Source organism: Pseudomonas oryzihabitans (assembly GCF_007665395.1).
Taxonomy (GTDB): Bacteria; Pseudomonadota; Gammaproteobacteria; order Pseudomonadales; family Pseudomonadaceae; genus Chryseomonas; species Chryseomonas psychrotolerans_C.
On the sequence record NZ_VDND01000007.1, the window covers coordinates 155,096 to 179,668 of the forward strand.

Annotated in this window: 23 protein-coding genes; 8 read left to right on the top strand and 15 right to left on the bottom strand. The window is 67.8% G+C overall.

Going from position 1 to position 24,573, the window contains the following annotated elements; all coding sequences use genetic code 11:
* Positions 1 to 319 precede the first annotated feature (319 nt).
* Entirely contained in the window at positions 320 to 748 is a 429-nt protein-coding gene (locus FSV73_RS16005; RefSeq protein ID WP_145008832.1) for a BRO family protein, read from the bottom strand.
* Between the two features lie 169 nt (positions 749 to 917).
* Between FSV73_RS16005 and FSV73_RS16010 the strand changes: the two genes are divergently transcribed.
* Positions 918 to 1,343, top strand: a complete 426-nt coding sequence (locus tag FSV73_RS16010) for a transcriptional regulator (RefSeq protein ID WP_145008833.1) — start codon at positions 918 to 920, stop codon at positions 1,341 to 1,343.
* Positions 1,344 to 1,468: 125 nt separating this feature from the next.
* Here FSV73_RS16010 and FSV73_RS16015 read toward each other — a convergent pair whose 3' ends face one another.
* The 3 genes from FSV73_RS16015 to FSV73_RS16025 all read right to left on the bottom strand — a co-directional run bounded on the left by FSV73_RS16015 (position 1,469) and on the right by FSV73_RS16025 (position 5,260).
* Positions 1,469 to 2,029, bottom strand: coding sequence for a hypothetical protein (locus tag FSV73_RS16015; RefSeq protein ID WP_145008834.1), 561 nt, complete (start codon positions 2,027 to 2,029; stop codon positions 1,469 to 1,471).
* Positions 2,030 to 2,311: 282 nt separating this feature from the next.
* On the bottom strand, positions 2,312 to 3,958 hold the full coding sequence (locus tag FSV73_RS16020) for an acetolactate synthase large subunit (protein ID WP_145008835.1): 1,647 nt from the start codon (positions 3,956 to 3,958) through the stop codon (positions 2,312 to 2,314).
* Positions 3,959 to 4,111: 153 nt separating this feature from the next.
* On the bottom strand, positions 4,112 to 5,260 hold the full coding sequence (locus FSV73_RS16025; protein WP_145008836.1) for a YbfB/YjiJ family MFS transporter: 1,149 nt from the start codon (positions 5,258 to 5,260) through the stop codon (positions 4,112 to 4,114).
* Positions 5,261 to 5,370: 110 nt separating this feature from the next.
* On the opposite strand from FSV73_RS16025, the gene ptrR reads away from it, so the two are divergent.
* Together ptrR and FSV73_RS16035 are read left to right on the top strand one after the other, a co-directional pair.
* The gene (gene ptrR, locus FSV73_RS16030) at positions 5,371 to 6,255 is read left to right on the top strand and encodes a putrescine utilization regulator PtrR (RefSeq protein ID WP_145008837.1); all 885 of its coding nucleotides are present in this window, start codon (positions 5,371 to 5,373) and stop codon (positions 6,253 to 6,255) included.
* A 50-nt stretch (positions 6,256 to 6,305) separates the two neighbouring features.
* Positions 6,306 to 7,226, top strand: a complete 921-nt coding sequence (locus FSV73_RS16035) for a Gfo/Idh/MocA family protein (RefSeq protein ID WP_145008838.1) — start codon at positions 6,306 to 6,308, stop codon at positions 7,224 to 7,226.
* 993 nt (positions 7,227 to 8,219) lie between these two features.
* Here the strand turns inward: FSV73_RS16035 and trmA are convergent.
* The 3 genes from trmA to FSV73_RS16050 form a co-directional block, all read right to left on the bottom strand.
* Entirely contained in the window at positions 8,220 to 9,308 is a 1,089-nt protein-coding gene (trmA, locus tag FSV73_RS16040) for a tRNA (uridine(54)-C5)-methyltransferase TrmA (protein WP_145008839.1), read from the bottom strand.
* A 242-nt stretch (positions 9,309 to 9,550) separates the two neighbouring features.
* Positions 9,551 to 10,846: an NCS2 family permease gene (locus tag FSV73_RS16045; protein ID WP_145008840.1), complete on the bottom strand. Its 1,296-nt coding sequence runs from the start codon at positions 10,844 to 10,846 to the stop codon at positions 9,551 to 9,553.
* Positions 10,847 to 10,970: 124 nt separating this feature from the next.
* Complete coding sequence (locus FSV73_RS16050; RefSeq protein WP_145008841.1) at positions 10,971 to 12,362, bottom strand: MFS transporter; 1,392 nt, start codon at positions 12,360 to 12,362, stop codon at positions 10,971 to 10,973.
* A 173-nt stretch (positions 12,363 to 12,535) separates the two neighbouring features.
* On the opposite strand from FSV73_RS16050, the gene FSV73_RS16055 reads away from it, so the two are divergent.
* From FSV73_RS16055 to FSV73_RS16070, 4 genes are all read left to right on the top strand, one after another.
* Entirely contained in the window at positions 12,536 to 12,790 is a 255-nt protein-coding gene (locus FSV73_RS16055) for a hypothetical protein (protein ID WP_145008842.1), read from the top strand.
* A 78-nt stretch (positions 12,791 to 12,868) separates the two neighbouring features.
* On the top strand, positions 12,869 to 13,273 hold the full coding sequence (locus FSV73_RS16060) for an RcnB family protein (protein WP_145008843.1): 405 nt from the start codon (positions 12,869 to 12,871) through the stop codon (positions 13,271 to 13,273).
* A gap of 84 nt (positions 13,274 to 13,357) precedes the next feature.
* Complete coding sequence (locus FSV73_RS16065) at positions 13,358 to 13,660, top strand: putative quinol monooxygenase (RefSeq protein ID WP_145008844.1); 303 nt, start codon at positions 13,358 to 13,360, stop codon at positions 13,658 to 13,660.
* A 63-nt stretch (positions 13,661 to 13,723) separates the two neighbouring features.
* Entirely contained in the window at positions 13,724 to 15,277 is a 1,554-nt protein-coding gene (locus FSV73_RS16070) for an alkaline phosphatase D family protein (protein ID WP_145008845.1), read from the top strand.
* Between the two features lie 4 nt (positions 15,278 to 15,281).
* Here FSV73_RS16070 and FSV73_RS16075 read toward each other — a convergent pair whose 3' ends face one another.
* Both FSV73_RS16075 and FSV73_RS16080 read right to left on the bottom strand, forming a co-directional pair.
* Entirely contained in the window at positions 15,282 to 16,634 is a 1,353-nt protein-coding gene (locus FSV73_RS16075) for a GntP family permease (protein WP_145008846.1), read from the bottom strand.
* A gap of 60 nt (positions 16,635 to 16,694) precedes the next feature.
* Entirely contained in the window at positions 16,695 to 17,228 is a 534-nt protein-coding gene (locus tag FSV73_RS16080) for a gluconokinase (RefSeq protein WP_145008847.1), read from the bottom strand.
* Between the two features lie 185 nt (positions 17,229 to 17,413).
* On the opposite strand from FSV73_RS16080, the gene FSV73_RS16085 reads away from it, so the two are divergent.
* Positions 17,414 to 18,430, top strand: coding sequence for a LacI family DNA-binding transcriptional regulator (locus FSV73_RS16085; RefSeq protein WP_145008848.1), 1,017 nt, complete (start codon positions 17,414 to 17,416; stop codon positions 18,428 to 18,430).
* Positions 18,431 to 18,439: 9 nt separating this feature from the next.
* On the opposite strand, the gene FSV73_RS16090 is transcribed toward FSV73_RS16085, so the two are convergent.
* Genes FSV73_RS16090 through FSV73_RS16115 form a run of 6 tightly spaced genes read right to left on the bottom strand, consistent with a single transcriptional unit; the run spans position 18,440 to position 24,554 of the window.
* The gene (locus FSV73_RS16090) at positions 18,440 to 19,825 is read right to left on the bottom strand and encodes a heavy metal sensor histidine kinase (RefSeq protein WP_145008849.1); all 1,386 of its coding nucleotides are present in this window, start codon (positions 19,823 to 19,825) and stop codon (positions 18,440 to 18,442) included.
* Positions 19,822 to 20,505, bottom strand: coding sequence for a heavy metal response regulator transcription factor (locus FSV73_RS16095; protein ID WP_145008850.1), 684 nt, complete (start codon positions 20,503 to 20,505; stop codon positions 19,822 to 19,824). Before FSV73_RS16095 ends, FSV73_RS16090 begins: the two co-directional genes overlap by 4 nt.
* A 46-nt stretch (positions 20,506 to 20,551) precedes the next feature.
* Entirely contained in the window at positions 20,552 to 21,478 is a 927-nt protein-coding gene (gene copD / locus FSV73_RS16100; RefSeq protein ID WP_145008851.1) for a copper homeostasis membrane protein CopD, read from the bottom strand.
* Between the two features lies 1 nt (position 21,479).
* Positions 21,480 to 21,857 (bottom strand): copper homeostasis periplasmic binding protein CopC, encoded by a 378-nt coding sequence (copC, locus tag FSV73_RS16105; RefSeq protein WP_145008852.1) that lies wholly within the window; start codon positions 21,855 to 21,857, stop codon positions 21,480 to 21,482.
* A gap of 44 nt (positions 21,858 to 21,901) precedes the next feature.
* The gene (locus tag FSV73_RS16110) at positions 21,902 to 22,825 is read right to left on the bottom strand and encodes a copper resistance protein B (RefSeq protein WP_145008853.1); all 924 of its coding nucleotides are present in this window, start codon (positions 22,823 to 22,825) and stop codon (positions 21,902 to 21,904) included.
* Positions 22,826 to 22,829: 4 nt separating this feature from the next.
* Positions 22,830 to 24,554 (bottom strand): copper resistance system multicopper oxidase, encoded by a 1,725-nt coding sequence (locus FSV73_RS16115; protein WP_145008854.1) that lies wholly within the window; start codon positions 24,552 to 24,554, stop codon positions 22,830 to 22,832.
* Positions 24,555 to 24,573: the final 19 nt, after the last annotated feature.

Consider the following 24,573-nt stretch of genomic DNA (forward strand, 5'->3'; position numbering starts at 1 on the left):
GACGGGTGTTGAAGGTCGGGTGTGCCGCAGCGTCGCCGGACGACGTCCAGGCGCGCGGGGCGGGTGAGGGTCGCCAGTTTATCCTGATCGGCCGCTGCGCTTGCCGGATGATAGGCAGTCATGGCAACGAACCGTGAAACCCCTGGATCAGCGGCGGCAATCCACGGGGTTATCGGCCGCAACGCTCGGGTCTTGATGGGGGCGGGCCCGCGGCGAAGGCGTCGCGCCGCGGCCGGAACGACGGCCCGCGCGACGGGCCGTGCGCCGGTGAAGGGGGGGCAGCCCGGCAGCCTCTTCGCCGAGGCCTGTAGCCGGTCGTTCAGCAGCGCAGGCGCGGCCCGAGGGCCTCGGCGACATCGACCAGTTTCACCCAGTACTGGTCCCGCCAGTGCAGCCGGGCCAGCGGCTTGCTATCGACCCGTACCTGCCCCTCGCGGGCGGGCACGATGCGGCAGAAGAACAGCTTCAGGCAGTCGCCGCGTAGCCATTCCTCGAAGGCAGCCGCCTTCTCGCTGGGGCTATGGATCAGCAGCCGCAGGGTGTCGGTCAGGTCGATGAGCCGCACCGTACCTTCCTCGACTCCCGGGCGCAGGCCACTGCCGCGGCAGTAGCTGCGTACGGCCTCCTGGGCATCGGCATAGCCCAGCAGCCGGGCCACGTCGCGGCAATCGAACCAGAGCTGGCCATCGAAGAATTGATAGATACGCAGGGGGCGACCGGCGTAGTGCATGAGATGAGGGGTAGGCATTCCATTACCTCCGTACCTGAAGCCGCGCGGAAGGCTATCCGCTGACCAAGGGCGCCCGTGACCGAAGCACCGGTACCGCCCTCGAGAATGTGAATGAAATCATGATTCTCATTTTTTCAGAAAATGAAAGTTCAAAGCAGGACGGGGGCGGACTTTAACGTCCACCTCCATGAACGATAAATCCGACTTCGCCCAGCGCCTGCGTGCCGCCCTGCTCGCCGCTGGCTATCCCGACCGTCCCGCCGTGCTGGAGCGGGAATTCAACTCGCGCTACTGGGGCCGCTCCGTGACCTTCCAGGCGGTATCGCGCTGGCTGGGCGGCAAGTCCATTCCCACCCAGGACAAACTCCAGACCATCGCCCAATGGCTGCAGATCGATCCCCAGGTGTTGCGCTACGGCGAACAGGCCCTGGCGACGATCCGCGAACCCCGGGGTAACTGGGAAGCCCCGGAGCACTACCCCGAACGCGAGGCCATCGAAGCCTTTCTCAAACTCCCGGACGAGCAGCGCAAAGTCGTACGGGATGTCATCCAGGCCTTCGCCAAGGCCGGAGAAACGCCACCGACGGTCAAGGGTGGCAAAGAGAAGGCTTGAGCGTGTCTCGATAGCTGCTGACTGAGCGCTATCCGGGCCCGCGTCGGGCTTCGCGCCTTGCGGGTGGAAGCTGCCTCCAGCCCTGCGCTCGGGCAGGTCAGGACACGCCTGGATACCCTGCAAGGTCAGCTGGTTTTTTGCAGCACCTGCCAGTCAGGTCGTTCGAGAGCCTGCAGCAGGGGCCCGAGGCTGGGCGAGCGGGGTGCCCGATCACGGGCGGCTCGCGCATCGAGCCAGGGATAGTCCAGGGCTTGCAGCCAATCCATCAGGGGTTGCAGCTCCTGCGCTGGCGCGACGTCCATCCGGTCGATGACGATGGTCAGCCGAGACACCCGGCCCGAGGCGGGATCGAACGCCCAGCGGTACTCCCCATAGCCGATGCGCACCTCGCCTGTCTCCTTCATCGACATCCCTACCAGCCATTTGCAGTCATGGGCGAGGGACGCCTGCTGCGGCGGCTCGCCGATGCAAAAGGTGTAGATGTTTTCGTAGGTCTGGTTGAAGCGGCGCACCAGCGTCTCGGCGATGGCCGCGATGCCCTGGAGCTCGGTCGGGAAGGAGATGGTGCTGGTGAGCACGCTCATGGTCACCGTCGCCTCCGGGGTGAAGGCCTGGCGCAGCAGATCGGGTCGATTGCCGTCCTTTGCCCTGAGGTAGGACTCGATGGCGTGGCGATGGAGTGGCATCTGTTCTACGTCCCTGTATGGCGCCCGTCGGAGGCTCGTTGCTTGCTAGCGATCAGTAGAGGCTGACGGTGAGCGGCCAGTCAAGCGACTTCCTCGGGCCGGAGACGCGGCTGCTTGGGTCAGGGTGACCTGCTCGCGCTAGTGCACCAGCGAGCGGATGGCCCTGCCACGTTCGGCGGATCATTTCGCCGCGTAGCCAGTCGCCCACCGGATAAGCCGCCAGCTAAAAAAACGCCCCGACCTCACGGCCGGGGCGTTTTCTCATCTACCTAACCTACCCAATCAAACCGCCGCGCTGCGCTCCTTGATCTCCTGGTGCAGGATGCGGTCGTTCTCGGAGTAGTCCACCGGGCAGTCGATGACGTGCACGCCAGGGGTGTCCAGGCAGTGCTGCACCAGCGGGGCGAAGGCCGCCGCGCTCTCCACGCGGTGGCCCTGGGCGCCGTAGCTTTCGGCGTAGCGGACGAAGTCCGGGTTGCCGTAGTCCAGGCCGAAGTCCTCGAAGCCCATCTGTGCCTGCTTCCAGCGGATCATGCCGTAGCCGTCGTCGCGCAGGATGATGACCGTAAGGTTCATCTTCAGGCGCACCGCGGTTTCCAGCTCCTGGCTGTTCATCATGAAGCCGCCGTCGCCGCACACCGCCACGATGGGGGTGTTGGGGTGCACCAGGCGCGCGGCCATGGCCGAGGGCAGGCCGGCGCCCATGGTGGCCAGGGCGTTGTCCAGCAGCACCGTGTTGGGCATGTAGGCCTTGTAGTTACGGGCGAACCAGATCTTGTAGATGCCATTGTCCAGGGCGACGATGCCGTCGGACGGCAGCACCTGGCGCAGATCGGCCACCAGGCGCTGCGGGTAGACCGGAAAGCGGTCGTCGGTGGCGCCTTCGGCGACATGGGCCTCGTTGGCCTCACGGATGTTCAGCAGGCGGTCGAAGTCCCAGGTCGGCTGGACCTCGATGCGCTCCTTGATCTCCCAGATGGCGTTGGCGATGTCGCCGATCACCTCGACCTGGGGGAAGTACACCGGATCGACTTCGGCGGAGCGGAAGTTGATGTGGATGACCTCGGTGCCGCCGCGGGTCATGAAGAACGGCGGCTTCTCGATCACATCGTGGCCGATGTTGACGATGAGGTCGGCCGACTCCAGGGCGCGGTGCACGAAGTCACCGGCGGAGAGGGCGGCGTTGCCCAGGAAGCGCGGATGGCGCTCGTCGACCACGCCCTTGCCGAGCTGGGTGGTGACGAAGGGGATGCCGGTCTTCTCGATCAGCTGGCGCAGGACGCGGGCGGTCATCTTGCGGTTGGTGCCGGCGCCCAGCACCAGCACCGGGCTGCGGGCGTTCTCCAGCTTGGAGACGGCGGCGGCGATGGCCTTGGCCTCGGCCACCGGGCGACGGCTCAGGCTCGGCGGCACCGGCAGGCTCTCGGTGTGCTCGTCGGCGATGTCTTCCGGCAGTTCCAGGTGCACGGAGCCGGGCTTTTCTTCCTCGGCGAGGCGGAAGGCCTCGCGGATGCGCGACGGGATGTTGTCGGCGGAGGCGAACTGGTGGGTGTACTTGGTGAGGGGCGCCATCATGCGGCACACGTCGAGGATCTGGAACCGACCCTGCTTGGATTTCTTGATCGGCTTCTGGCCGGTCAGCATCAGCATGGGCATGCCGCCGAGGTAGGCGTAGGCGCCGGCGGTGACCAGGTTGGTGGCCCCGGGGCCGAGGGTGGAGAGGCAGACGCCGGTCTTGCCGGTGAAGCGGCCGTAGGTGGCGGCCATGAAGCCGGCGGACTGCTCGTGGCGAGTCAGGATCAGCTTGATCTGCGAAGAGCGGCGCAGGGATTCGAGCAGGTCCAGGTTCTCTTCGCCGGGGATGCCGAAGATGTATTCCACACCCTCGTTTTCCAGGCAGCGAACGACCAGGTCGGAGGCCTTCATCATGAGTCTTGTATTCCTTGTAGGGGTGGGTGGCGAGCGCCTGAAGCGCCTCCTCAATGAGGCGCAGCCGCAACTGTACTCAGGAATGACGAAACATTTCAAAACAAGGCGTGACGCTCTTTCGCAACTGTGACGAATGGTCACAGCGGAAACGATTCAGGCGAGGCAGCGTTGCAGGGCCGGGGTGGCGCGGCGCAGTTGCAGGCCGGCAATCACCAGTCCTAGCGCGGCGACCACCAGGGCCGGCTGCAGGTCGCCGGCGAAGTGGCTGCTGGCCGCGCCGAGCAGCGGACCGAGCAACTGGCCGCTGGCGAAGCTGGCGGTGAGCACCCCGGCATTGCGTTGCGGGGTGGCCGGGGCCAGCTCGCGGCCGTATTGCATCACCAGCTGCATGCAGGCGAGGAAGGGACCGCCGCAGAGCAGGACACCGAGGAACAGCGCCAGGCTGCCCGGCAGCAGGCAGAGCAGCACGCCGGCAGCCTGCAGCCAAAGCGTGGCGATCAGCCAGCGACGGGTGTCGGTGCCCGGCCGGCGCAGGCTCACCAGCACCACGCCGAGGGCCGCGGCCAGGCCGTAGCCGGGCCAGAAGAGATCGGCCTGCCACTGGCCATGGAAGCGGCTGGCGGCCATCTGCGAGAGGAAGGTGGCCGGCAGGATGTAGCCGACGCCGACCAGGCCGTAGGCCAGGATCAAGCGGTTGAAGGCCGGCGAACGCTTGGCCGGTGCGGCAGCGGCGGTGGGCAGCGGTGTGGCGGGACCCCGGCGCGGCAGCAGGGGCAGCAGCGCCAGGGTAGCGACGCTGGCCAGCAGGCCGTAGCTCAGCCACAGCTGGCTGGAACCGCCGCCCAGGCGGTTGCTGACCAGGGCCATCAGGCCGCTGACCAGGATACCCACTCCGGGACCGGTGAAGACCAGGGCGCCCAGGCGTGGCCGTCCGGCTTCGGCTGCCAACGGCTGGCTCAGGCCGGTGACCATGACCAGTACCCAGGCACTGGCCAGGCCGGTGCCAAAGCGCAGCAGCGCCTGGGCCGCCAGGCCATCGGCCAGCAGCGAGGCCAGGGTGAGGCCGGCGCAGAGCCAGAGGCCGCCGACCAGGCGCGCATGGGTACGCCGGGCGAAGAGCGCGTCGAGGGCGCCGAGCAGATAGCCCAGATAGTTGGCGGCGGCCAGCAGACTGGCGCCGGTGAGGTCGATCTGGCCTTCGGCGATCAGGTGGGGCAGGGCGGGGGTAAGGGCGAAGCGGCCGATCCCCATGGCGGTGGCCAGGGCCAGCAGGCAGGCCAGCAGGCGAGTGGTGGCGGTCATCGAAAAGACTCCGGACGAGAGTGAATGATGACAGCCTAGGCCTTGAAGTTGATCAATAAAAACGAATAATAGAGAAATAGATGTTCAGCCAAAGAGAAAGGTGGTGATCGATGGAGTTCGCTGAGCTACGCATTTTCCAGGCGGTGGCCGAGGAAGGTTCCCTGGTGAAGGCCGCCGAACGGCTCAACCGGGTACCGTCCAATCTCTCCACGCGCCTGCGCCAGCTGGAAGAAAAGCTTGGCGTGGCACTGTTCCTGCGCGAGCGCCAGCGGCTGCACCTGACCGCCGCCGGCCATCGCCTGCTGGACTACGCCCACCGGCTGTTCGCCCTGGCCGACGAGGCGCGCAGCGCGGTACAGGACGGCGAGCCGGCCGGCACCTTCGTGCTCGGTTCCATGTTCAGTACCGCGGCCATCCACCTGCCGGGACTGCTGGCGCGCTATCACCAGCGCCATCCCAAGGTGAATCTGCAGGTCCACAGCGGGCCCAGCGGCGAGTTGGTGGAAGGCCTGCTGGCCGGTCGCCTGGACGCGGCCCTGGTGGACGGCCCGGCGCCCGATGCGGCGCTGGAAGGCCAGCCCTGGTTCGAAGAGCGCCTGGTGCTGATCACCGGGCTCGAACTCGGCCCGGTGCGCTCGCCGGCCGACGTGGCGGGGCGGCCGGTATTCGGCTTTCGCGCCGGCTGTTCCTATCGCCGCTATCTGGACACCTGGTACGCCGCCGCCGGGGTGCCCAGCGGACCGGTGATGGAGATCGAGTCCTACCACAGCATGCTGGCCTGCGTGATCACCGGTGGGGTGGCCTTGATGCCGGAGTCCATGCTCGACAGCCTGCCGGGTCGCGAGCGGGTGCAACGCCACGAGATCCAGGCCCGTTTCGCCCGGGCCACCACCTGGCTGATGTGGCGCAAGGGGCGCGAGGGCGCCAATCTGCGCAGCTGGCTGGAGTTGCGCGAGAGCCTCCAGCCTGACCGGGAAGCTGTTGCTTTGGTGTGATGATTGCCCGATCCTAGGCGGCGGACTCCCACCGTCTACCGAGGACGATCATGATAAGAATAGCCATCGTCGGTTTGGGCAAGATCGCCCGTGACCAGCACCTGCCGGCGCTCGCCGCCAATCCCGCGTACGAGCTGGTCGCCGTGGCCAGCCGCAACGCCCAGCTCGACGGTATCGCCCATTATCCCAGCCTGAGCGCCCTGCTCGAAGACGGCCCGGCCATCGATGCCGTGTCCCTCTGCGCCCCGGCCGCTGTGCGCTACGAACAGGCCCGCGAGGCCCTGGCCGCCGGCAAGCACGTGATGCTGGAAAAGCCGCCAGGCGCGACCCTCAGCGAGGTGGCGGCCCTGGCCCGCCAGGCCGAGGCGGCGGGGTTGTCGCTGTTCGCCACCTGGCATTCGCGGCATGCCCAGGGTGTGCAGCCGGCGCGGGAGTGGCTGGAGGGCAAGCGCATCCAGGCGGTGCGTATCGAGTGGAAGGAAGACGTCCGTGTCTGGCACCCCGGCCAGGCCTGGATCTGGGAGCCGGGCGGGATGGGCGTCTTCGATCCGGGCATCAATGCGCTGTCCATCGTCACCGCCATCCTGCCGCGGCCGTTCTTCCTCAAGGAAGCGCGTCTGCAGGTGCCCGCCAACTGCCAGACCCCCGTGGCCGCGCAACTGGCCTTCGTCGACAGCGCCGGCGTGCCCATCGCCGCCGACTTCGACTTCCTGCAGACCGGGCCCCAGACCTGGGATATCCAGGTCGACACCGATGCCGGGCGCCTGACCCTGAGCAAGGGCGGCAGTGAGCTGTATCTGGACGGGGAACTGACCCACCAGGGCCCGGACCAGGAATACGCCGGCCTCTATGCCCGCTTCGCCGAGCTGGTGGCGCAGAACCGCTCCGACGTGGACGTGGCCCCGCTACGGCACGTGGCCGACGCCTTCCTCTATGGCCGGCGCGAGACGGTGGCGGAGTTTCACGAGTAGAGGGTGCCCTTACCCCGGCCCTCTCCCACAGGGAGAGGGGGCGTCATGGTGGGCCCCTGTAGGTTGGGCTGAGCGCAGCGAAGCCCAACAGGGATGCTTTGGCTTGTTGGGCTTCTACGATAGAGCTGTCTCAACCCAACCTACGGCTCGTTGGCTTCCCTCACCCCAACCCTCTCCCCGAGGGAGAGGGGGCATTCAGCCCCGCCGTAGGGTGGAAAACGGCGCAGCCTTTTCCACGCGGAGTCGTGGCACCCCTCACCCCGGCCCTCTCCCAGGAGGAGAGGGGGCGTCACGGTGGGCTCTTGTAGGTTGGGCTGAGCGCAGCGAAGCCCAACAGCGGGGCTTGCCTGTTGGGCTTCGACGGTAAAGCCGTCTCAACCCAACCTACGGCACGGTGGCGCCCCTCACCCCGGCCCTCTCCCACAGGGAGAGGGGGCGTCACGGTGGGCCCCTGTAGGTTGGGTTGAGCGCAGCGAAGCCCAACAGCGGGGCTTGCCTGTTGGGCTTCGACGGTGAAGCTGTCTCAACCCAACCTACGGCTCGGTGGCGCCTCTCTCCCAAAGGGAGAGGAGGCATCACGGTGGGCTCTTGTAGGTTGGGTTGAGCGCAGCGAAGCCCAACAGCCGGGGTTTGCCTGTTGGGCTTCGACGGTAAAGCCGTCTCAACCCAACCTACGGCTCGGTGCCGCCTCTCTCCCAAAGGGAGAGGAGGCGCCACGGTGGGCTCCTGTTAGGTTGGGTTGAGCGCAGCGAAGCCCAACAGCGGGGCTTGCCTGTTGGGCTCCGACGGTGGAGCCGTCTCAACCCAACCTACGGCGCAGCCTTTTCCACGCGGATGGTCGTCGTAGGTTGGTCGCGACCTTGGCGGCCTGATGATGCGACCGCCAATCGCGGCCATGGGCCGCTCCTACAGCAGCCGGATAGCTTGTAGGAGCGGCCGCCTCGGCGGACCGCCATGGCCGCGATAAAGACGGTCGCTCCTATAGCCCCAGCCTCACCGCCGCTCCAGCAACACTCCGCTTTCCATATGGTGCGTCCAGGGAAACTGGTCGAACAGGGCGCAGCGGGTGATGCGGTGGGTGTCCTGCAGCTGGGCGATGTTCTCGGCCAGGGTCTCGGGGTTGCAGGAGATGTAGAGGATGCGCTCGAAACGCCGGGTCAGCTCGCAGGTGTCCGGGTCCATGCCGGCGCGCGGCGGGTCGACGAAGACGGTGCCGAAGTCGTAGCGTTTCAGGTCCACCCCGGCCAGGCGGCGGAAGGGCCGGACCTCGTTGAGTGCCTGGGTCAGCTCCTCGGCGGAGAGGCGCACCAGGGTGACGTTGTCCACGCCATTGCTGGCCAGGTTGTGCAGGGCGGCGTTGACCGAGGTCTTGCTCACCTCGGTGGCCAGCACCTGGCGCACCCGGCTGGCCAGCGGCAGGGTGAAGTTGCCGTTGCCGCAATAGAGTTCCAGCAGATCGTCTTCCCGCTCGCCCAGGGCGGTGTGCGCCCAGGTCAGCATCTTCTGGTTGACCGTGCCATTGGGCTGGGTGAAGCCGCCCTCGGGCTGCAGATAGCTGTAGCGCCGTCCGGCCACCTCCAGTTCTTCGATCACATGGTCGCGACCTATCACCAGGCGCTGCCCGCGCGAGCGGCCGATCAGGCTGACGCCGAGTTCGGCGGCCAGGCGCTCGGCAGCGGCCTGCCAGGCGGCGTCCAGGGGACGGTGGTAGGCCAGGGTGATGAGGGCATCGCCGGCCAGGGTGGTGAGGAATTCCACCTGGAACAACTTGAACGACAGCGCGACGTCCGCCTGCCAACCGGCCTTGAGGCGCGGCATCAAGGCATTGATGCGCTGGCTGGCGATGGGGAAGTCCTCGATGAGGATGGGGGTGTGCTTGTCGCCCGGGGCGAACATGGCGTAGTGGCGTTCCTCGTTTTCCCGCCAGAGCCGGAATTCGGCGCGCAGCCGGTAGTGCTGCAAGGGCGAGGCGAATACCTCGGGCTCGGGCGCCTGGAAGGGCGCCAGCAACTCGCGCAGGCGGGCGGCCTTGGCGTCGAGTTGGGTCTGGTAGTCGGCAGGAACGAAGGAGGGTTGGGACATGGATAGATCCGGGCGGGCGCCAGGAGCCGGTTCAACGTCTCGTGAGCGAGAGACCAACCAGGCCCGGGCGGCCTCGCGAAAATGGCTGAAGAGGAGGGGCGGGCTCGCGTGCAAGTTTACACGGGGCGGATGGGCATGCCGACGGGGCTGGCCTGCCAGGGGCTTTCAATGCCGCCGGGCAGCGGACGTCGAGTGGGCCCTGAAACGGAGCGACCTCGGGGCCGGAGCCCCGAGGCGAGGGGTCAGGCGTTGAACCAGCCCAGCTTGATGACGAACAGGATCGACAGGACGATCAGCGCCGAATTCAGCTCGCGGGTGCGGCCGGAGAGCAGCTTGATGACGGTCCAGGCGATGAAGCCGAAGGCGATGCCGTTGGCGATGGAGTAGGTCAGCGGCATGGCCAGGGCGGTGACCAGCACCGGGGCGGCGGTGGTCAGGTCGTCCCATTCGATCTCGGCCAGGCCCGAGGTCATCAGCACGGCGATGAAGAACAGCGCCGGGGCGGTGGCGAAGGCCGGTACGCTGCCCGCCAGGGGCGAGAAGAACAGCGCCAGCAGGAACAGCACGGCGACCACCAGGGCGGTGAGGCCGGTACGGCCACCGGCGGAGACGCCCGCGGCGGACTCGATGTAGCTGGTGGTGGTGGAGGTGCCCAGCAGCGAGCCGAACATGGCGGCGGAGCTGTCGGCGATCAGGGCGCGGCCCATCTTCGGCAGGTGGCCGTCCTTGCCCATCAGGCCGGCGCGCTTGGCCACGCCGATCAGGGTGCCGGAGTTGTCGAACAGGTCGACGAACAGGAAGGCGAAGATCACGCTGATCAGGCCGACGTCCAGGGCGCCCTTGATGTCCAGCTGCAGGAAGGTCGGTGCCAGCGACGGCGGCATCGACAGCACGCCGCCGAAGGGCGTCACGCGCAGGGCGATGGCGATGACGGTGACCGCCAGGATGCCGATCAGCACCGCGCCGGTGACCTTGCGCGCCTCGAGGGCGACGATCAGGAAGAAGCCGAGGATGGCCAGCAGCGGACCGGGCTTGGACAGGTCGCCCAGGCCGACCAGGGTCGCCGGGTTGCCCACCACGATGCCGGCGGTCTGCAGCGCGATCAGCGCCAGGAACAGGCCGATACCGGCGGCGATACCCGAGCGCAGCGGCAGCGGGATGCTGTTGATGATCCACTCGCGGATGCGAAAGATCGACAGCAGGAAGAACATCAGTGCCGAAAGGAACACCGCCCCCAGGGCCACCTGCCAGCTGTGGCCCAGGTGCAGCACCACGGTGTAGGTGAAGAAGGCGTTGAGGCCCATGCCGGGGGCCAGGGCGATCGGGTAGTTGGCGATCAGGCCCATGAGCGCCGAGCCGATGGCCGCGGCGAGACAGGTGGCGACGAAGATCGCGCCCTTGTCCATGCCGGTCGCGCCGAGGATGCTCGGGTTGACGAACAGGATGTAGGCCATTGCCAGGAAGGTGGTCACGCCTGCCAGCAGCTCGGTGCGGACAGAGGTGTTGTGGGCCTTGAGTTGGAAGAGTCTTTCCAGCATGGGATGCCTCGTGCGCGCCGGTCTGATCGGAAAAAGCGGCGCGCATCATAACAGGTCATTTAATACAGGTAAGACGCTAAGGCTTACCCCCAAATCGGCATCGTATCGAGCACTGTCCGGTCGGTCAGCTTTTCGGGCTGTGGCCGCTGACCGAGGCGCCTGCATCGCGTGTCAGGCAGAAGGCATCCAGGGTGCTCAGGATGCCGAGCACGGCCACTATGCAAAAGGCTAGCCGAAAGTCGGAAAGCTGCGGATCGAGGTGGCCGTGCCACTCCATGGAAGCCCGTAGCAGCAGGGCGGCGAGGGCCACGCCCAGGCCCATGGCCAGCTGGAAATTGGTGCTGAACAGCGTGGACGCATGGGCCAGTCGCGTCTTGGGGATATCGGCGAAGGCCAGGGCGTTGCTGGCGGTGAATTGCATGGAGCGGAAGACGCCGCTGGCGAACAGCAGCAGCATCACCAGCGGCAAGGGCCAGGCCGGCGTGAGCAGGCCACAGGCCAGCAGGCTGAAGGCGCTGAGCAGGCCATTGAGGGTCAGGATGCGGCGCAGGCCGAAGCGCCGCATGGCCGCGGTGGTGAACGGCTTGGCCGCCAGGTTGCCGGCGAACAGGGCCAGCAGCAGCAGTCCGGCCTGGAAGGCGTCCAGGCCGAAGCAGAGCTGGAACATCAGGGGGAGCAGGAAGGGGGCGGTGGCGATGGTGACGCGGAACAGGCCGCCGCCGAGGATGGAGGCGCGATAGGTCGCGATGCGCAGTGTGCCAAAATCGATCAGCGGCCGGTCGATGCGCGCCATATGGCGCACCGCCTTGGTGCCGAGGAGCAGGCCGATTCCCATCCAGGCCAGGTTGCTGCCCAGGCTGCCCTGGTTCTGGCCGAGCCGCTCGACGCCCCACATGAAGGCGACGCAGGCGCCGCCCAGCAGCAGGAAGCCCCGCCAGTCCAGGGGATGGCGCTGGGTCGGCAGGTCCGCGGGCACCAGGCGCCAGGCCAGCAGCAGGGCGATCAGCCCCAGCGGCAGGTTGAGGTAGAAGATCCAGCGCCAGTCGGCATAGGTGGTGATCAGGCCCCCCAGCGGCGGGCCGAGGACGGGCGCCACCAGCCCCGGCCAGGTGATCAGGGCGATGGCCCGCACCAGTTCGTGCTTCTCCGTCACCTGCAGGACCACCAGGCGACCCACCGGTACCATCAGGGCGCCGCCGAGGCCCTGCAGGATGCGGGCGCCGATGAACAGCTCCAGGGACGGTGCCAGGCCACAGAGCAGCGAAGCCAGGGTGAAGAGACCAATAGCCAGAGTAAAGACCGGGCGGGGGCCGAAGCGCTCGGCGATCCAGCCGCTCACCGGGATGCCCACGGCGATGGCCAGCAGATAGGCACTGATGCCGAGATTGAGATCCACCGGGTCGCGCCCGAAGGCCGCCGCCATCTCGGGCAGGGCCGTGGCGATCACCGTGGCGTCCAGGTTTTCCATGAAAAAGGTGAAGCTCACCAGGCCGGCGAGCAGCTTCCAGCGTTCCATGAATCCGAGTTCCTGGCCAGGGGTGGACTACTCTGCCTGAGCCACCCCGGAATCTGCCAGTCCGGCGCGGGTCGATAAAAAAGTCAGGTGATTACCTTCGCCCACGCGATCAGGCTGCTACAGTCGAGAAAACACCGGTCCCAGGGTTGCCACAGGTACGAGGAAGTCGTTGCATGAAGGACGTGATCGATAACCACATCATGGCGATGGCCGAGGCGCGCCGCCTGCTCGAGCGCGGCAGTCAGGCCAAGCGTCAGCATCAGCGCTATTTCCTCAACTTCCTCACGCTGCGCCAGGAAACCTGGCAGCTCACCCAGCAGGCCTATCGGCTCAGTTGCTCGCTGGATGCCTTCTCCACCGGGCGCTCGCGCCAGCGTCCGCTGGTGCTGACGCTGGTGAAGAGCGACGAGGACCGCCAGCCCGCCTGAGCCAGGCGCTGTATGTATCTGTGGAGCTTTTTCCCTGGGGCCGGGGTCAAAACCTCGAACGCAGAGGAGATTTACCCCATGATCAAACAATCGCTGCTCTCCCTGGTGCTGGGTACCGTCGTGCTGGGCGGCGCCCTGACCGCGCAGGCCGCTCCTGAAGCCATGACCCCGGTCAAGCCCGACGCCAACAAGCAGGCCTCGGAGCCCACCAGCGCCCAGTACCAGAACAAGGTCAACAAGAAGGACGCCAGCCAGAGCGACGACGCCGTCACCCACGATCCCGATCATCCTACCTTTGAACTGGAAGAGGGCGGTCGGGCCCCCCGCAAGTACATCCGCGACGACTACGTGATCAAGGACTGGAAGAAGCACGGGCTGGAGCAGCCGGGCGAGGACAGCCAGTGGGTCAAGATCGGTGCCGACTACGTGCTGATCAAGCGCAGCAACGGCGTGATCGCCAAGATCGTCAAGGCCAAGCAATAAGGCCATTGCCAGCGGCCGAATCGTCGGCCCCTGGCATTCATCCGTCGCGGGCGTCATGCTGAAACGCCCATCAGGAGTCCCTGCATGTCCACCGAAATTCGTGTCGTCGCCATCCTCCAGGCGCAGCCCGGCCAGGCCGCGGCCGTCGAGCAGGCGCTGCGCGCCATCGTCGCGCCTTCGCGGGCCGAGGCGGCCTGCCACTTCTATACGCCGCATCGGGATCCCAGCCACGAAGGGCGTTATGTCTTCGTCGAGCGCTGGGCCAGCCGCGAGGCCCTCGCCGAGCACGAGCAGACCGCCCACTTCAAGCAGCTGCTGAGCGATCTCGACGGCCTGCTGGTCGAGGCGCCGCAGGTCATGATCCTGGAAGAGCTGCCGCTGGCCTGAGCCGGACGACATCGGCCTGTCATCTGCCTACCGTAGCCTGGGCCTCTTGCTGAGGAGGCCCGCATGAACACCTCGAGACGTCAGGCGCTGGGCCTGCTGGGCATCGGCCTGGGGGCTCCCTGGTTCGCCGGCTGCAGCGCACGCGAGCCCCAGCCGGACCCCTTCACCCTCGGTGTCGCCAGTGGCGACCCCACCGCCGATGGCCTGGTAATCTGGACGCGCCTGGCACCCGACCCCCTGGCGCTGGACGGCCTGGGTGGGCTGCGCAGCCCGGTCGAGGTGGAATGGGAGGTGGCGCTCGACCCGGGCCTGCGCCAGGTCGTGCAGCGTGGCAGGGCCACGGCCCTGCCGCTTACGGCGTTCAGCCTCGCGGTCACCCTGAGCGGGCTGGCGCCCGAGCGACCCTATTGGTACCGCTTCACTGCCCTCGGGCACCAGAGCCGTATCGGCCGGGCGACGACCTTGCCGCCGCCGAGCAGCGCGCCGCAACGCCTGAAACTGGTGGCCGCCTCCTGTGCCCATTACGAGAAGGGCTTCTTCAGCGCCTACCGGCACATGGCCGAGGAGCAGCCGGACCTGGCGCTGTTCCTCGGCGACTATCTCTATGAGTCCAACGTGCCCCTGCACCTGCCCGCCGCGCGCCGCCACGGCCTGCCGGAAGCCCGGGACCTGGCCGGTTATCGGCGGCGCCACGCGCTGTACCGGACCGACCCCGACCTGCAGTACCTGCACGCCAACGTCACCAGCCTGCTGACGTGGGACGACCACGAGGTGCAGAACGACTATTCCGGGGCCTGGTCGGCCGATCCCGGGGTGACCCTGGCTGCCTTCGCCAGGCGCCGCCAGGCGGCCTACCAGGCCTTTCGCGAACATGCCCCGCTACGGGCCTGGCGCACCCAGGGCACGGCGACCCGGCTCTATGACCGCTGGCGCTTCGGCGACCTGGCCGAGATCCATCTGCTCGATGGCCGCCAGTACCGCAGCGAGCCGGCCTGCGCGACGCCGCGCACCCGCGGTGGCCATCTGGTCGCCCCGGATTGTCCGGGTTTGCGTGAGGTCGACCGCAGCATGCTCGGCCAGGCGCAGGAGCGCTGGCTCCTGGAGGGCTTTCGGCAGAACCGGACGAGATGGAACCTGGTCGCCCAGGATCTGCTGCTGGCGCCCCTGCGGCAACGCCTGCCCAATGGCGATCCGGCGCGCTGGACCGATGGCTGGGACGGCTATCCGGCTACCCGCGAGCGGCTGCTGTCGGCCATGGCCGACAGCCGCCTGGCTAATCCGGTGACCCTGGGCGGGGACATCCATTCGTTCTGGGTGAACGATCTGCACCGCGATCCGGAGGACGAGCGCAGCCCACTGGTGGCGAGTGAGTTCGTCGGCACCTCCATCACCTCGAACGGACCGGATTACGCGAGCTTTCAGGCGCTGTTGCCGGAAAATCCCCAGGTACGCCTGTTCGACAGCCGGCAGCGCGGCTACCTGGCGCTGGAGTTGACGCGGGACAGGTTGCAGGTGGACCTGCGCACCATCAGTGACCGCACCCGCCCGGATGCCGAGCGCGGCACCCGGGCGAGTTTCGTGGTGGCGGCGGGACGGCCGGGGGCCGTCCCGGCATAGCGGATCAGACGAACAGCGACAGCAGCATGATGAAGGCCAGGCCCACCACCGAGAGGATGGTTTCCATCATCGACCAGGTCTTGAAGGTCTCGGCCACGGTCATGTTGAAGTACTGCTTCACCAGCCAGAAGCCGGCGTCGTTGACGTGGGAGAGGATCACCGAGCCGGCGCCGGCGGCCAGCACCAGCAGCTCCTTGTTCACGCCGGGGACCAAGGCCACCACGGGGGCGACGATGCCGGCGCCGGTGATGGTCGCCACGGTGGCGGAACCCGTGGCTATGCGGATCACCGCCGCCACCAGCCAGGTCAGCAGGATCGGCGAGATCTGCGTCTGCACCGCCAGGTTGCCGATCACCTCGCCGACGCCACTGGCCACCAGCATCTGCTTGAAGCCACCGCCGGCGCCGACGATCAGCACGATGGCCGCCACCGGCGCCAGGCTCTGGTCGAGCAGCTTGACGATCTTCTCGCGGGAGAAGCCGCAGGCGGTGCCGAAGCTGTAGAAGCTCAGCAGCAGGGCGGCGAGCAGGGCGGTGATGGGGTGGCCGATGAAGTCCATCCAGATGCGGAAGTGGTTGTCGGCGGCGAAGAAGATGTCGGCGAAGGCCTTGAGCAGCATCAGGATCACCGGCAGCAGCACGGTGAAGACGGTGATGCCGAAGCCCGGCAGGTTGCGGTTGTCGGTCTCCTGGGCGATCTGGGCGACCAGCTCGGGATTGGCCGAACCGGGGATGCGCTGGGAGATCCAGGCACCGAAGATCGGCCCGGCGATCATGGCGGTGGGCAGGCCGACGATCAGGCCATAGAAGATGGTCTTGCCGATGTCGGCGCCGAACACCCCGACCGCCAGCAGCGGACCCGGGTGCGGCGGCACCAGGCCGTGCACGGCGGAGAGACCGGCCAGCAGCGGGATGCCCAGCTTGACCAGCGACAGCCCGGTACGGCGGGCGACGATGAACACCAGCGGCGCCAGCAGCACGAAGCCGATCTCGAAGAACAGCGGGATGCCCACCAGGAAGGCGGCGAACATCATCGCCCAGTGCACGCGCTTGATGCCGAAGGCGCGGATCAGCGTCTGGGCGATCTGGTCGGCGCCGCCGGAATCGGCCATCAGCTTGCCGAGCATGGTGCCCAGGCCCAGCAGGATGCCGACGAAGCCGAGCACGCCGCCGAAGCCGTCCTGGAAGGATTTCATGACCTTTTCCACCGGCATGCCGGAGGTCAGGCCGAGAAAGCCCGAGGCGATGGTCAGGGCGATGAAGGGATGGACCTTGAACTTGGTGATCAGGAGCACCAGGCCGACGATGGTCACCAGGGCGTCGAGCAAGAGAAAACTGTTGTGGTCCATGCCGAACATGGCGCCTCTCCTATTGTTGTTGTGGGCGTTGGGTGTGGTGAATCGGGTAGCGCTGTCTCGTCAGGCCGGCTGCGCCAGCCGGGCCGCGGAGGTCCACCAGGCCGAGACCTGCTCGCCAATGGCGGCCAGCGGATCGCGGGCATCCACTACCAGCGTAGCCGGTTCACCGTGCGGCGCCTCCAGGGCGGCGAACTGGCTGTCGATCAGGCTGGCGGGCATGAAGTGGCCGGGGCGATTGGCGACGCGCTGGGCGGCGGTCTCGCGGGTCAGTTCGAGGAAGACGAAGCCGAGGCCGGGCACGGCCTGGCGCAACTGGTCGCGGTAGCGCCGCTTGAGGGCGGAACAGGTCAGCACCGGGCGTTCCCCGGCGGCCACGGCGGCGGCCAGTTCCTCGCCCAGGCGGACCAGCCAGCCGGCGCGGTCGGTGTCGTCGAGGGGGATGCCGGCGCTCATCTTGGCGATGTTGGCCGGGGGGTGGAAGGCGTCGCCTTCGATCAGGCGGCCAGCGTCGCGCTGGGCGATGGCCGCGCCGACGCTGCTCTTGCCGCAGCCTGCGACACCCATGACCACCAGCGCGGGAATGGGAGTGTTCATCGTCACCTCCGGTCTGAGATAGCGCTACCCCGACTTGGCGAAAGGGTGGCGACGCTCAGTTCTTGTCGATCTTGTTAGGCCGAATGCCTGAGGGCTCCGGGAGCGCACATCAGGCTTGTAGTGTCTGGTGAGACAGCGCTACCTTAGGCGCGTTCTCCGTCTCTGACAAGCCTGAAACCATAACAATGAAGCGAACGGGTTCTCGTAGTTCCGGTCGGCCCACCCTCACCGAGGTGGCGCTGCAGGCCGGTGTTTCCCCCATTACCGCCTCGCGCGTCCTGCGCGGGGTCGCCACCGTGGCGCCCGAACTGGTCACCCGGGTCCAGGACGCCGCCGCCCAGCTCGGCTACGTCACCAACCCGGCCGCGCGCGCCCTGGCCTCGGCCCAGGGGCACTCGGTGGTGGTGCTGGTGCCGTCGCTCTCCAATCACCTGTTCATCGAGCCGCTGGAGGCCATCCACGAGGTCTTGCGGCCGCGTGGGCTGGAGGTGCTGATCGGCAACTACCACTACGACCCCGAGGAAGAGGAGAAGCTGATCCGCAACTACCTGGCCTACCAGCCCCGGGGCCTGTTGCTCACCGGCTTCGACCGGACCGACACCGCCCGCCAGCTGCTGGCGGCCAGTGGCGTGCCGCGGGTGCACATGATGGAGCTGGATCCGGCCGGCAAGGTGCCGAGCGTGGGCTTTTCCCAGCGTGCGGCCGGGGCGGCGGCGGCGCGCCATCTGCTGGCGGCGGGCCGCACGCGGCTGGGTTATGTCGCCGCCCAGCTCGATCCCCGGGCGCTGGCGCGGGGCGAAGGCTTCCGCGCGGTACTGCGCGAGGCAGGCTGCTACGACCCGAGCCTGGACGTGCTGGATGCCCAGCCCTCGTCCGTGGGGCTGGGCGCCCGGCAATTCCGCGAGCTGCTGGCGCGGCGGCCCGATGTCGACGGCCTGTTCTTCTGCAACGACGACCTCGCCCAGGGCGCCCTGTTCGAGGCCCAGCGCCTGGGCATCGCCATTCCCGAACGGCTGTCGGTGATCGGCTTCAACGACCTGCCCGGCTCGGCGCACACGGTGCCGCGGCTGTCCTCCATCCAGACGCCACGGGCCGCGGTGGGGCGCCAGGCGGCGACCCTGCTGCTCGGGCTGCTCGATGGCCGCAGCCAGCCGACCGCGGTGGACCTGGGCTTCGAGTTGGTGAGTCGGGAGAGTGTCTAGCGCCACCGCTCAGGGGGCGGCAGGACGCCGCGCCAGGCGGGGAAAGATCAGGCAGAAGCGGGTGCGGCCTGCCGCGGAGGTGCAGTGGATGCGGCCACCGTGGGCGTCCATCAGCGAGCGGGCGATGGCCAGGCCCAGCCCGGCGTTGGCCTGGCCTTCCCGGCGCGCCGGATCGGCGCGGTAGAAGCGATCGAAGAGCTGCTCGAGGTGTTCCGGCGCTATGGTCCGCCCCGGGTTTTCCACCACCAGCTCCACCTCCTGCGCTCGCTCCGTCAGGCTGACGAAGATCCGCCCGCCGCCCGGGGTGTGGCGCAGCGCATTGGACAGCAGGTTGGCGACCACCTGCTGGATCATGAGGCTGTCGCCAAGCACCCGGCCGTCGCCCGTCAGGTGCAGCTCGATGCCCTGGTCCTCGGCGAGCAGTTCGTAGTAGTCGAAGAGCTTCTGCACCAGGGGCTGCAGTTCCAGGGGCTGGCGGTCGAGGGCGATCAGGCCATGGTCCGCCTTGGCCAGCAGCAACAGGCGGTCGATGAGGGTCGACAGCCGATTCAGCTCCTCCAGGTTGGACTGCAGATTCTCTTCGTAGACCTCGGGCGCGCGCTTGAGGGCCAGTACCACCTCGGTATGGGTCCGCAGGTTGCTGATCGGCGTCCGCAATTCGTGGGCGATGTCGGCCGAGAAGTTGGACAGGCGCCCGAAGGCATCGTCCAGGCGGCCGAGCATGGCGTTGAACGCCATGATCAGCTCGCGCAATTCGTCGGGCACGGGTTCGAGCGGGATCTGGCGTTTGAGCGAGCCTGCCGAGATGGAGGCGGCGGTCTGGGTGACCGCCCTGACCGGCTCGAGGCCGTTGCGGGCGACCAGCCAACCCAGCGCGGCACTGAGCAGGGTGCTGGCGCCGAGCACGATCCAGAACCAGCGCTGCAACACGGCGAAGAAGTGCGCATGGGTGGTGACGTCCAGCAGCAGCCAGACGGTCAGCGGGGGCTGGCCCGCCGCCAGGGTCAGCGGCGTGCTGATCGCCTTGTAGCGGTGGTGATCCTGCTCCCAGGCCCAGCTGCCGTCGCCTTGGCGCTCGCGGTCGACCGCTGGCAGCGCGGCGCCGGCGGGCTCGGCGAAATAGGGCGCGCCGGCCGCATCGAATACCAGCACGGTGAGGTCCGGATGGGCGGCCAGGAGGGTGTGCCAGCGAGCGCGGAGGACCTCCGGGTCCGCCGCGGATTCCGTGGCGATCCGGTTGATGGCGGCCAGCTTGTCATTCAGCGTCTGGGTATCCAACGCATGGAAGTGATGGCGACTCAGGGCATCGAAGGCCAGCCCGACGACGACCAGCACCAGGGCGACCGCGGCCATGAACAGCAGGCTCAGGCGCAGGGTGAGAGACCCGGGTTTCAACACTCCTCGGCTGCCTCCAGACGATAGCCCAGGCCGCGGCAGGTGTGCAGCAGCTTGACCGGGAAGTCGTCGTCGATCTTCGCCCGCAGGCGCCGGATCGCCACCTCGATGACGTTGGTGTCGCTTTCGAAGGTCATGTCCCAGACCTCGGCGGCGATCAGGGACTTGGACAGCACCTCGCCGCGCCGGCGCATGAAAAACTCCAGCAGCTTGAGTTCCCGGCTGGTGAGGAGGATACGCTGCCCACCGCGGCTGGCCCGGCGGCTGAGCGGGTCCAGTTGCAGGTCGCCGACGCCGAGCGTGACGTTGAGCGGCGCACCTCCGGAGCGCCGCAGCAGGGTCCGGACGCGGGCCAGCAGTTCGGTGAAGGCGAAGGGCTTCACCAGGTAGTCGTCGCCGCCCAGTTCGAGGCCCTTGACCCGGTCCTCGATACCGTCACGCGCGGTCAGGAACAGCACGGGAAAGGTCCGGCCCGCCGCGCGCAGGCGCCGGATGATCTCCCAGCCGTCCAGGCCGGGCAGCATCACGTCCAGGATCACCAGCTCGTAGGGCTGGTTCAGGGCGAGATCCAGGGCCTCGCTGCCGGAGGTCACGCGATCCACGGTGAAACCCGCTTCACGCAGGCCCTGTTGCAGATAGATGCCGGTCTTCGGCTCGTCTTCGGCGATCAGCAAGGACATGGGAAGCCTCGAGGGACGGAAAATGAGGATGAGCAGGGGAGCGGCATCAGGGCTGGGAATCCGGATCGAGCGTGCCGAGCCAGGCGACCAGCGCCAGTATGCCAAGGGCGGCCGCCAATTCGAGACCGATGCTCAGCCGCAGCCGACGGACTGCCCGGGCAGGCGCCTGGCCGTCCAGCGTCGCGGCGAGGGCGGGCGTCAGCCGCCAGCGATTGAGCGCTGCCATACCGAGCATGGCCAGGAACAGGCCGAGCTTGCCGAGCAGCAGGGCGCCATAGCCACCCTCCAGCAGCGGCGCCAGCCGCGGACCGACGATGAACAGGTACTTGGCCAGGCCGGTCGCCGCGGCGAGGGCCACCAGCAAGGTGCCGGTCGTCGCGAAGCCGGCCAGTGCGCGCAGCAGGGGCTGCATTGCCGACCCGCCCGTCGGCGGGCGGAGGAACAGCAGCCAGGCGAAGGCGAGCAGGGCGCCCAACCAGCCGGCGGATACCCAGAGGTGGACCAGGGTGGCGCCCAGGTGCCAGAGGCGCCGTGGGGCGTCGTCCATCACGCCATGGCCCGCCCAGGCCAGGGTGGCGAGCGCGGTGGCGCCCAGTACCGCGATGCCCAGCAGGCTGGCGCTCGGCGAGCGGCGGTAGGCCAGGCAGGCGAGCAATACGCCCAGCAGCGCCCCCAGCCGTACCAGGCTGGCCACACCCGCAGCGGTCTGGGTTGCCACCAGCGGCACCTGGGACCAGGCCTCCGCCCAGGCGCTGGCCCCGCTCAAGACCGTGGCCAGCTGCAGCAGGGCGAGCGCCGAGAGCGGCAGGGCGAGCCCGGCGCAGGTGGCCAGCAGCGGGGTGAGCGGCAGGACTACGCCCGAGCGCCGCGCGGGGCGGTCGAGGCCATAGAGGCCGAACAGCGCCAGGCCGAGCAGCGCCATGAGCACGGCGTACAGCCCGCCTCTAAGGGCGATACTCCAGGGGTCGGTCACCTCAGCGGATCTTGAAGGTCAGGCTGCCGGTCACGGGATGGGTATCCGCCGAGACCGCGCGCCATTCGACCCGGTAGCTGCCACCCGCCAGGGGCGTCGCGGGCGTGATCAGCATGATCTTCGGATCGTCGCTGCCGGAGACGGTCGCCTTGACCGGCATCGGTGGGTGCTCCATGCCGGGCATGGCGGTCATGCTGAGCTTGGCGCCGGAGAACTGGCTGACCAGGTTCTCGGAGAAGTGCAGTTCGATGCGCGCGGGGGCAGCGCCTTCGCTGCGGTCGGCCGGGGTGGCGGAGAGCAGCTTGGGGTGGGCCAGGGCCGCGGCACCCAGGCCCGATAGCAGGAGAACGGCGAACGCCCGCAGCAGGGGATTGGACATGGAAACTCCTTATAGGGAATGAGCCGAGCGAGCAGTAGAAAATCCTAGAACCAGAAGCGCAGGCCGAGCACCAGCCGGGTATCGCTGCGCTCCGCGCCCTCCTCCCGGGCCAGTCGGGCGGTCTCGCCATGGCTGCGATTCCAGGTCACGCCGACATAGGGCGCGAATTCCCGACGAATCTCGTAGCGCAGGCGCAGCCCCGCTTCGGTTTCCGCCAGCCCCGCACCGACGCCGCGGCGGGGATCGTCCCGGCCGTAGAGATCCACCTCGACAGAGGGCTGCAGGATCAGGCGATTGGTCAGCAGGAGGTCGTACTCGCCTTTCAGGCGCAGCGCGGTCTGGCCGCCTTCGCCGAGGAAGGCGGTGGCCTCGGCCTCGAAGTTGTACAGCGCCAGTCCCTGCAGGCCGAGGGCGGCCCAGGTCTGCGCCGGACCGGGTTTGAAATCCTGGCGGAGACCGCCCACCACGTCCCACCAGGGGCTTATGGCGTGCCCCCAGAGCGTCTGGAGTTCCGCCGCCTCGGTGACGCCGCGGGTCCGCTCGCCTTCCGAGCGCAACCACAGCCGATCGATATCGCCGCCGACCCAACCCTGGAGATCCCAATTCAGGGCGCTGCCTTTAGCAGCGTCCTGCCATTCCAGCCGGTCGACTAGCAGCAGGCTGTTCACGGCCTTGTCGTGCACGGCGTGCCCGTGGCCACCCTGGTAGACCGCCGCCCGGTCGGCGTCGGTCAGGTCCGGGATGGGCGTGCGACTGCGCAAGGTCGCCGGGGCTTTGGCGTGGTCCATGCCCTGCATCTGGGAGTGGTCCATGCCCGGCATCTTGGAATGGTCCATGCCCCGCATCTGGGCGTGATCCATCCCCTGCATCCCATCCTGGTCTTCGACGGCGAAGGCGCTGCCGGACAGCACCAGCAGGGCGGTAGCGATCAGCGGGGTGGGGCGGCGCAGGCGAACGTGGCTGCTCATGGCGTCATTCCTCCACCCGGACTTCGCGGAACATGCCCATTTCCATGTGATAGAGCAGGTGACAGTGATAGGCCCAGCGCCCCAGGGCGTCGGCGGTGACGCGATAGCTGCGGCGCGCGCCCGGCGGCATGTCGATGGTGTGCTTGCGCACCTGGAAGTTGCCGTGCTCGTCTTCCAGATCGCTCCAGAGACCGTGCAGATGGATGGGGTGGGTCATCATGGTGTCGTTCACCAGTACGATCCTCACCCTTTCGCCATAGGTGAGGCGCAGGGGTTCGGCATCGGAGAATTTGATGCCGTCGAACGACCAGGCGAACTTCTCCATATGGCCGGTGAGATGGAGTTCGATGGTACGACCCGGCTCGCGCCCATCCGGATCTTCGAAGCGGCTGCGCAGGTCGGCGTAGGTCAGCACCCGGCGACCGTTGTCGCGCAGGCCGATGCCGGGGTCGTCGAGCTTGGGCGCGGTCATCATCGCCTGCATGTCGACCAGGGGATTGCCGGTCTCGCTGGCGGGATGGGTCTGGACCTGCATCCCGCCGCTGGCCGCCTGGCCATGGCCCTCATGTCCCTCGTGGCCGGACGCCATGGCCGCCATCTCATGACCGCCGTGACCGCCGTGCGCCATGCCCATGTCGGCCATGGTCAGCAGCGGCCGCGGATCCAGCGGCGGAACGGGGGAGACCAGGCCCTCGCGCACCGCCAGGGTGCCGCGGGCATAGCCGGTGCGATCCATGGCCTGGGCGAAGACGGTGTAGGCCTCGGCCACCGGCTCGACGATGACGTCGTAGGTCTCCGCCACCGCGATGCGAAATTCCTCTACCTCGACCGGCTCGACATACAGCCCGTCCGCCGCGACCACCGTCATCTTCAGCCCCGGGATGCGGATGTCGAAGTAGCTCATGGCCGAGCCGTTGATGAATCTGAGCCGCAGTTTCTCGCCGGGGCGGAACAGCCCGGTCCAGTTCCGCGCGGGCGCCTGGCCATTGAGGAGATAGGTGTAGGTGGCACCACTGACGTCGGCGATGTCCGTGGGGTTCATCTTCATTTCCGCCCACATCTTGCGTTCGGCCAGGGTCGCCGCCCAGCCGTCCTGCGCCACGTCGGCGACGAAATCGCCCAAGGTCCGCTTGTGGAAGTTGTAGTAGTCGGCCTGCTTCTTCAGGGTGCGCATCAGCGCCGCGGGCTCTTCGTCGGTCCAGTCGGTGAGCATCAGTACCAGATCCCGGTCGTACTGGAAGGGTTCGGGTTCCTTGGCCTCGATGACCAGGGGACCATAGACCCCCTGCTGCTCCTGGAAGCCCGAATGGCTGTGATACCAGTAGGTGCCGTTCTGCTTGAGGGTGAAGCGGTAGACATAGCTGCCGCCGGGTTCGATACCGGCGAAGCTCAGGCCCGGCACCCCATCCATGTTGGGCGGCAGGATGATGCCGTGCCAGTGGATGGAGGCCGGGGCGGTCAGCTGGTTGCGTACCCTCAGGGTGACGGTATCGCCTTCCTTGAAGCGCAGCAGTGGACCCGGCAGGCCGCCGTTGATCGCCATGGCCGTACGCGGCGTGCCGGTGATGTTGACCGGCAACTCGTCGATGGCCAGCTCGAAGTGAGTGCCGGTCAGGCCGGCGAGGCCAGGGGTGGCCCAGGCCGGTGCGCGCCACAGTCCGAGACCACCGAGTGCACCGGTGGCAGCCAGGCCCTTGACGAAGGTACGACGAGACAGGTGGCGAGGCATGGCGCGCTATTCCAGATGA

Excerpts from the sequence above, each read along its gene's own strand:
- FSV73_RS16005 (WP_145008832.1), bottom strand. The coding sequence starts at position 748 with ATGCCTACCCCTCATCTCATGCACTACGCCGGTCGCCCCCTGCGTATC.
- FSV73_RS16010 (WP_145008833.1), top strand. The coding sequence starts at position 918 with ATGAACGATAAATCCGACTTCGCCCAGCGCCTGCGTGCCGCCCTGCTC.
- FSV73_RS16015 (WP_145008834.1), bottom strand. The coding sequence starts at position 2,029 with ATGCCACTCCATCGCCACGCCATCGAGTCCTACCTCAGGGCAAAGGAC.
- FSV73_RS16020 (WP_145008835.1), bottom strand. The coding sequence starts at position 3,958 with ATGATGAAGGCCTCCGACCTGGTCGTTCGCTGCCTGGAAAACGAGGGT.
- FSV73_RS16025 (WP_145008836.1), bottom strand. The coding sequence starts at position 5,260 with ATGACCGCCACCACTCGCCTGCTGGCCTGCCTGCTGGCCCTGGCCACC.
- ptrR (WP_145008837.1), top strand. The coding sequence starts at position 5,371 with ATGGAGTTCGCTGAGCTACGCATTTTCCAGGCGGTGGCCGAGGAAGGT.
- FSV73_RS16035 (WP_145008838.1), top strand. The coding sequence starts at position 6,306 with ATGATAAGAATAGCCATCGTCGGTTTGGGCAAGATCGCCCGTGACCAG.
- trmA (WP_145008839.1), bottom strand. The coding sequence starts at position 9,308 with ATGTCCCAACCCTCCTTCGTTCCTGCCGACTACCAGACCCAACTCGAC.
- FSV73_RS16045 (WP_145008840.1), bottom strand. The coding sequence starts at position 10,846 with ATGCTGGAAAGACTCTTCCAACTCAAGGCCCACAACACCTCTGTCCGC.
- FSV73_RS16050 (WP_145008841.1), bottom strand. The coding sequence starts at position 12,362 with ATGGAACGCTGGAAGCTGCTCGCCGGCCTGGTGAGCTTCACCTTTTTC.
- FSV73_RS16055 (WP_145008842.1), top strand. The coding sequence starts at position 12,536 with ATGAAGGACGTGATCGATAACCACATCATGGCGATGGCCGAGGCGCGC.
- FSV73_RS16060 (WP_145008843.1), top strand. The coding sequence starts at position 12,869 with ATGATCAAACAATCGCTGCTCTCCCTGGTGCTGGGTACCGTCGTGCTG.
- FSV73_RS16065 (WP_145008844.1), top strand. The coding sequence starts at position 13,358 with ATGTCCACCGAAATTCGTGTCGTCGCCATCCTCCAGGCGCAGCCCGGC.
- FSV73_RS16070 (WP_145008845.1), top strand. The coding sequence starts at position 13,724 with ATGAACACCTCGAGACGTCAGGCGCTGGGCCTGCTGGGCATCGGCCTG.
- FSV73_RS16075 (WP_145008846.1), bottom strand. The coding sequence starts at position 16,634 with ATGTTCGGCATGGACCACAACAGTTTTCTCTTGCTCGACGCCCTGGTG.
- FSV73_RS16080 (WP_145008847.1), bottom strand. The coding sequence starts at position 17,228 with ATGAACACTCCCATTCCCGCGCTGGTGGTCATGGGTGTCGCAGGCTGC.
- FSV73_RS16085 (WP_145008848.1), top strand. The coding sequence starts at position 17,414 with ATGAAGCGAACGGGTTCTCGTAGTTCCGGTCGGCCCACCCTCACCGAG.
- FSV73_RS16095 (WP_145008850.1), bottom strand. The coding sequence starts at position 20,505 with ATGTCCTTGCTGATCGCCGAAGACGAGCCGAAGACCGGCATCTATCTG.
- copC (WP_145008852.1), bottom strand. The coding sequence starts at position 21,857 with ATGTCCAATCCCCTGCTGCGGGCGTTCGCCGTTCTCCTGCTATCGGGC.
- FSV73_RS16110 (WP_145008853.1), bottom strand. The coding sequence starts at position 22,825 with ATGAGCAGCCACGTTCGCCTGCGCCGCCCCACCCCGCTGATCGCTACC.
- FSV73_RS16115 (WP_145008854.1), bottom strand. The coding sequence starts at position 24,554 with ATGCCTCGCCACCTGTCTCGTCGTACCTTCGTCAAGGGCCTGGCTGCC.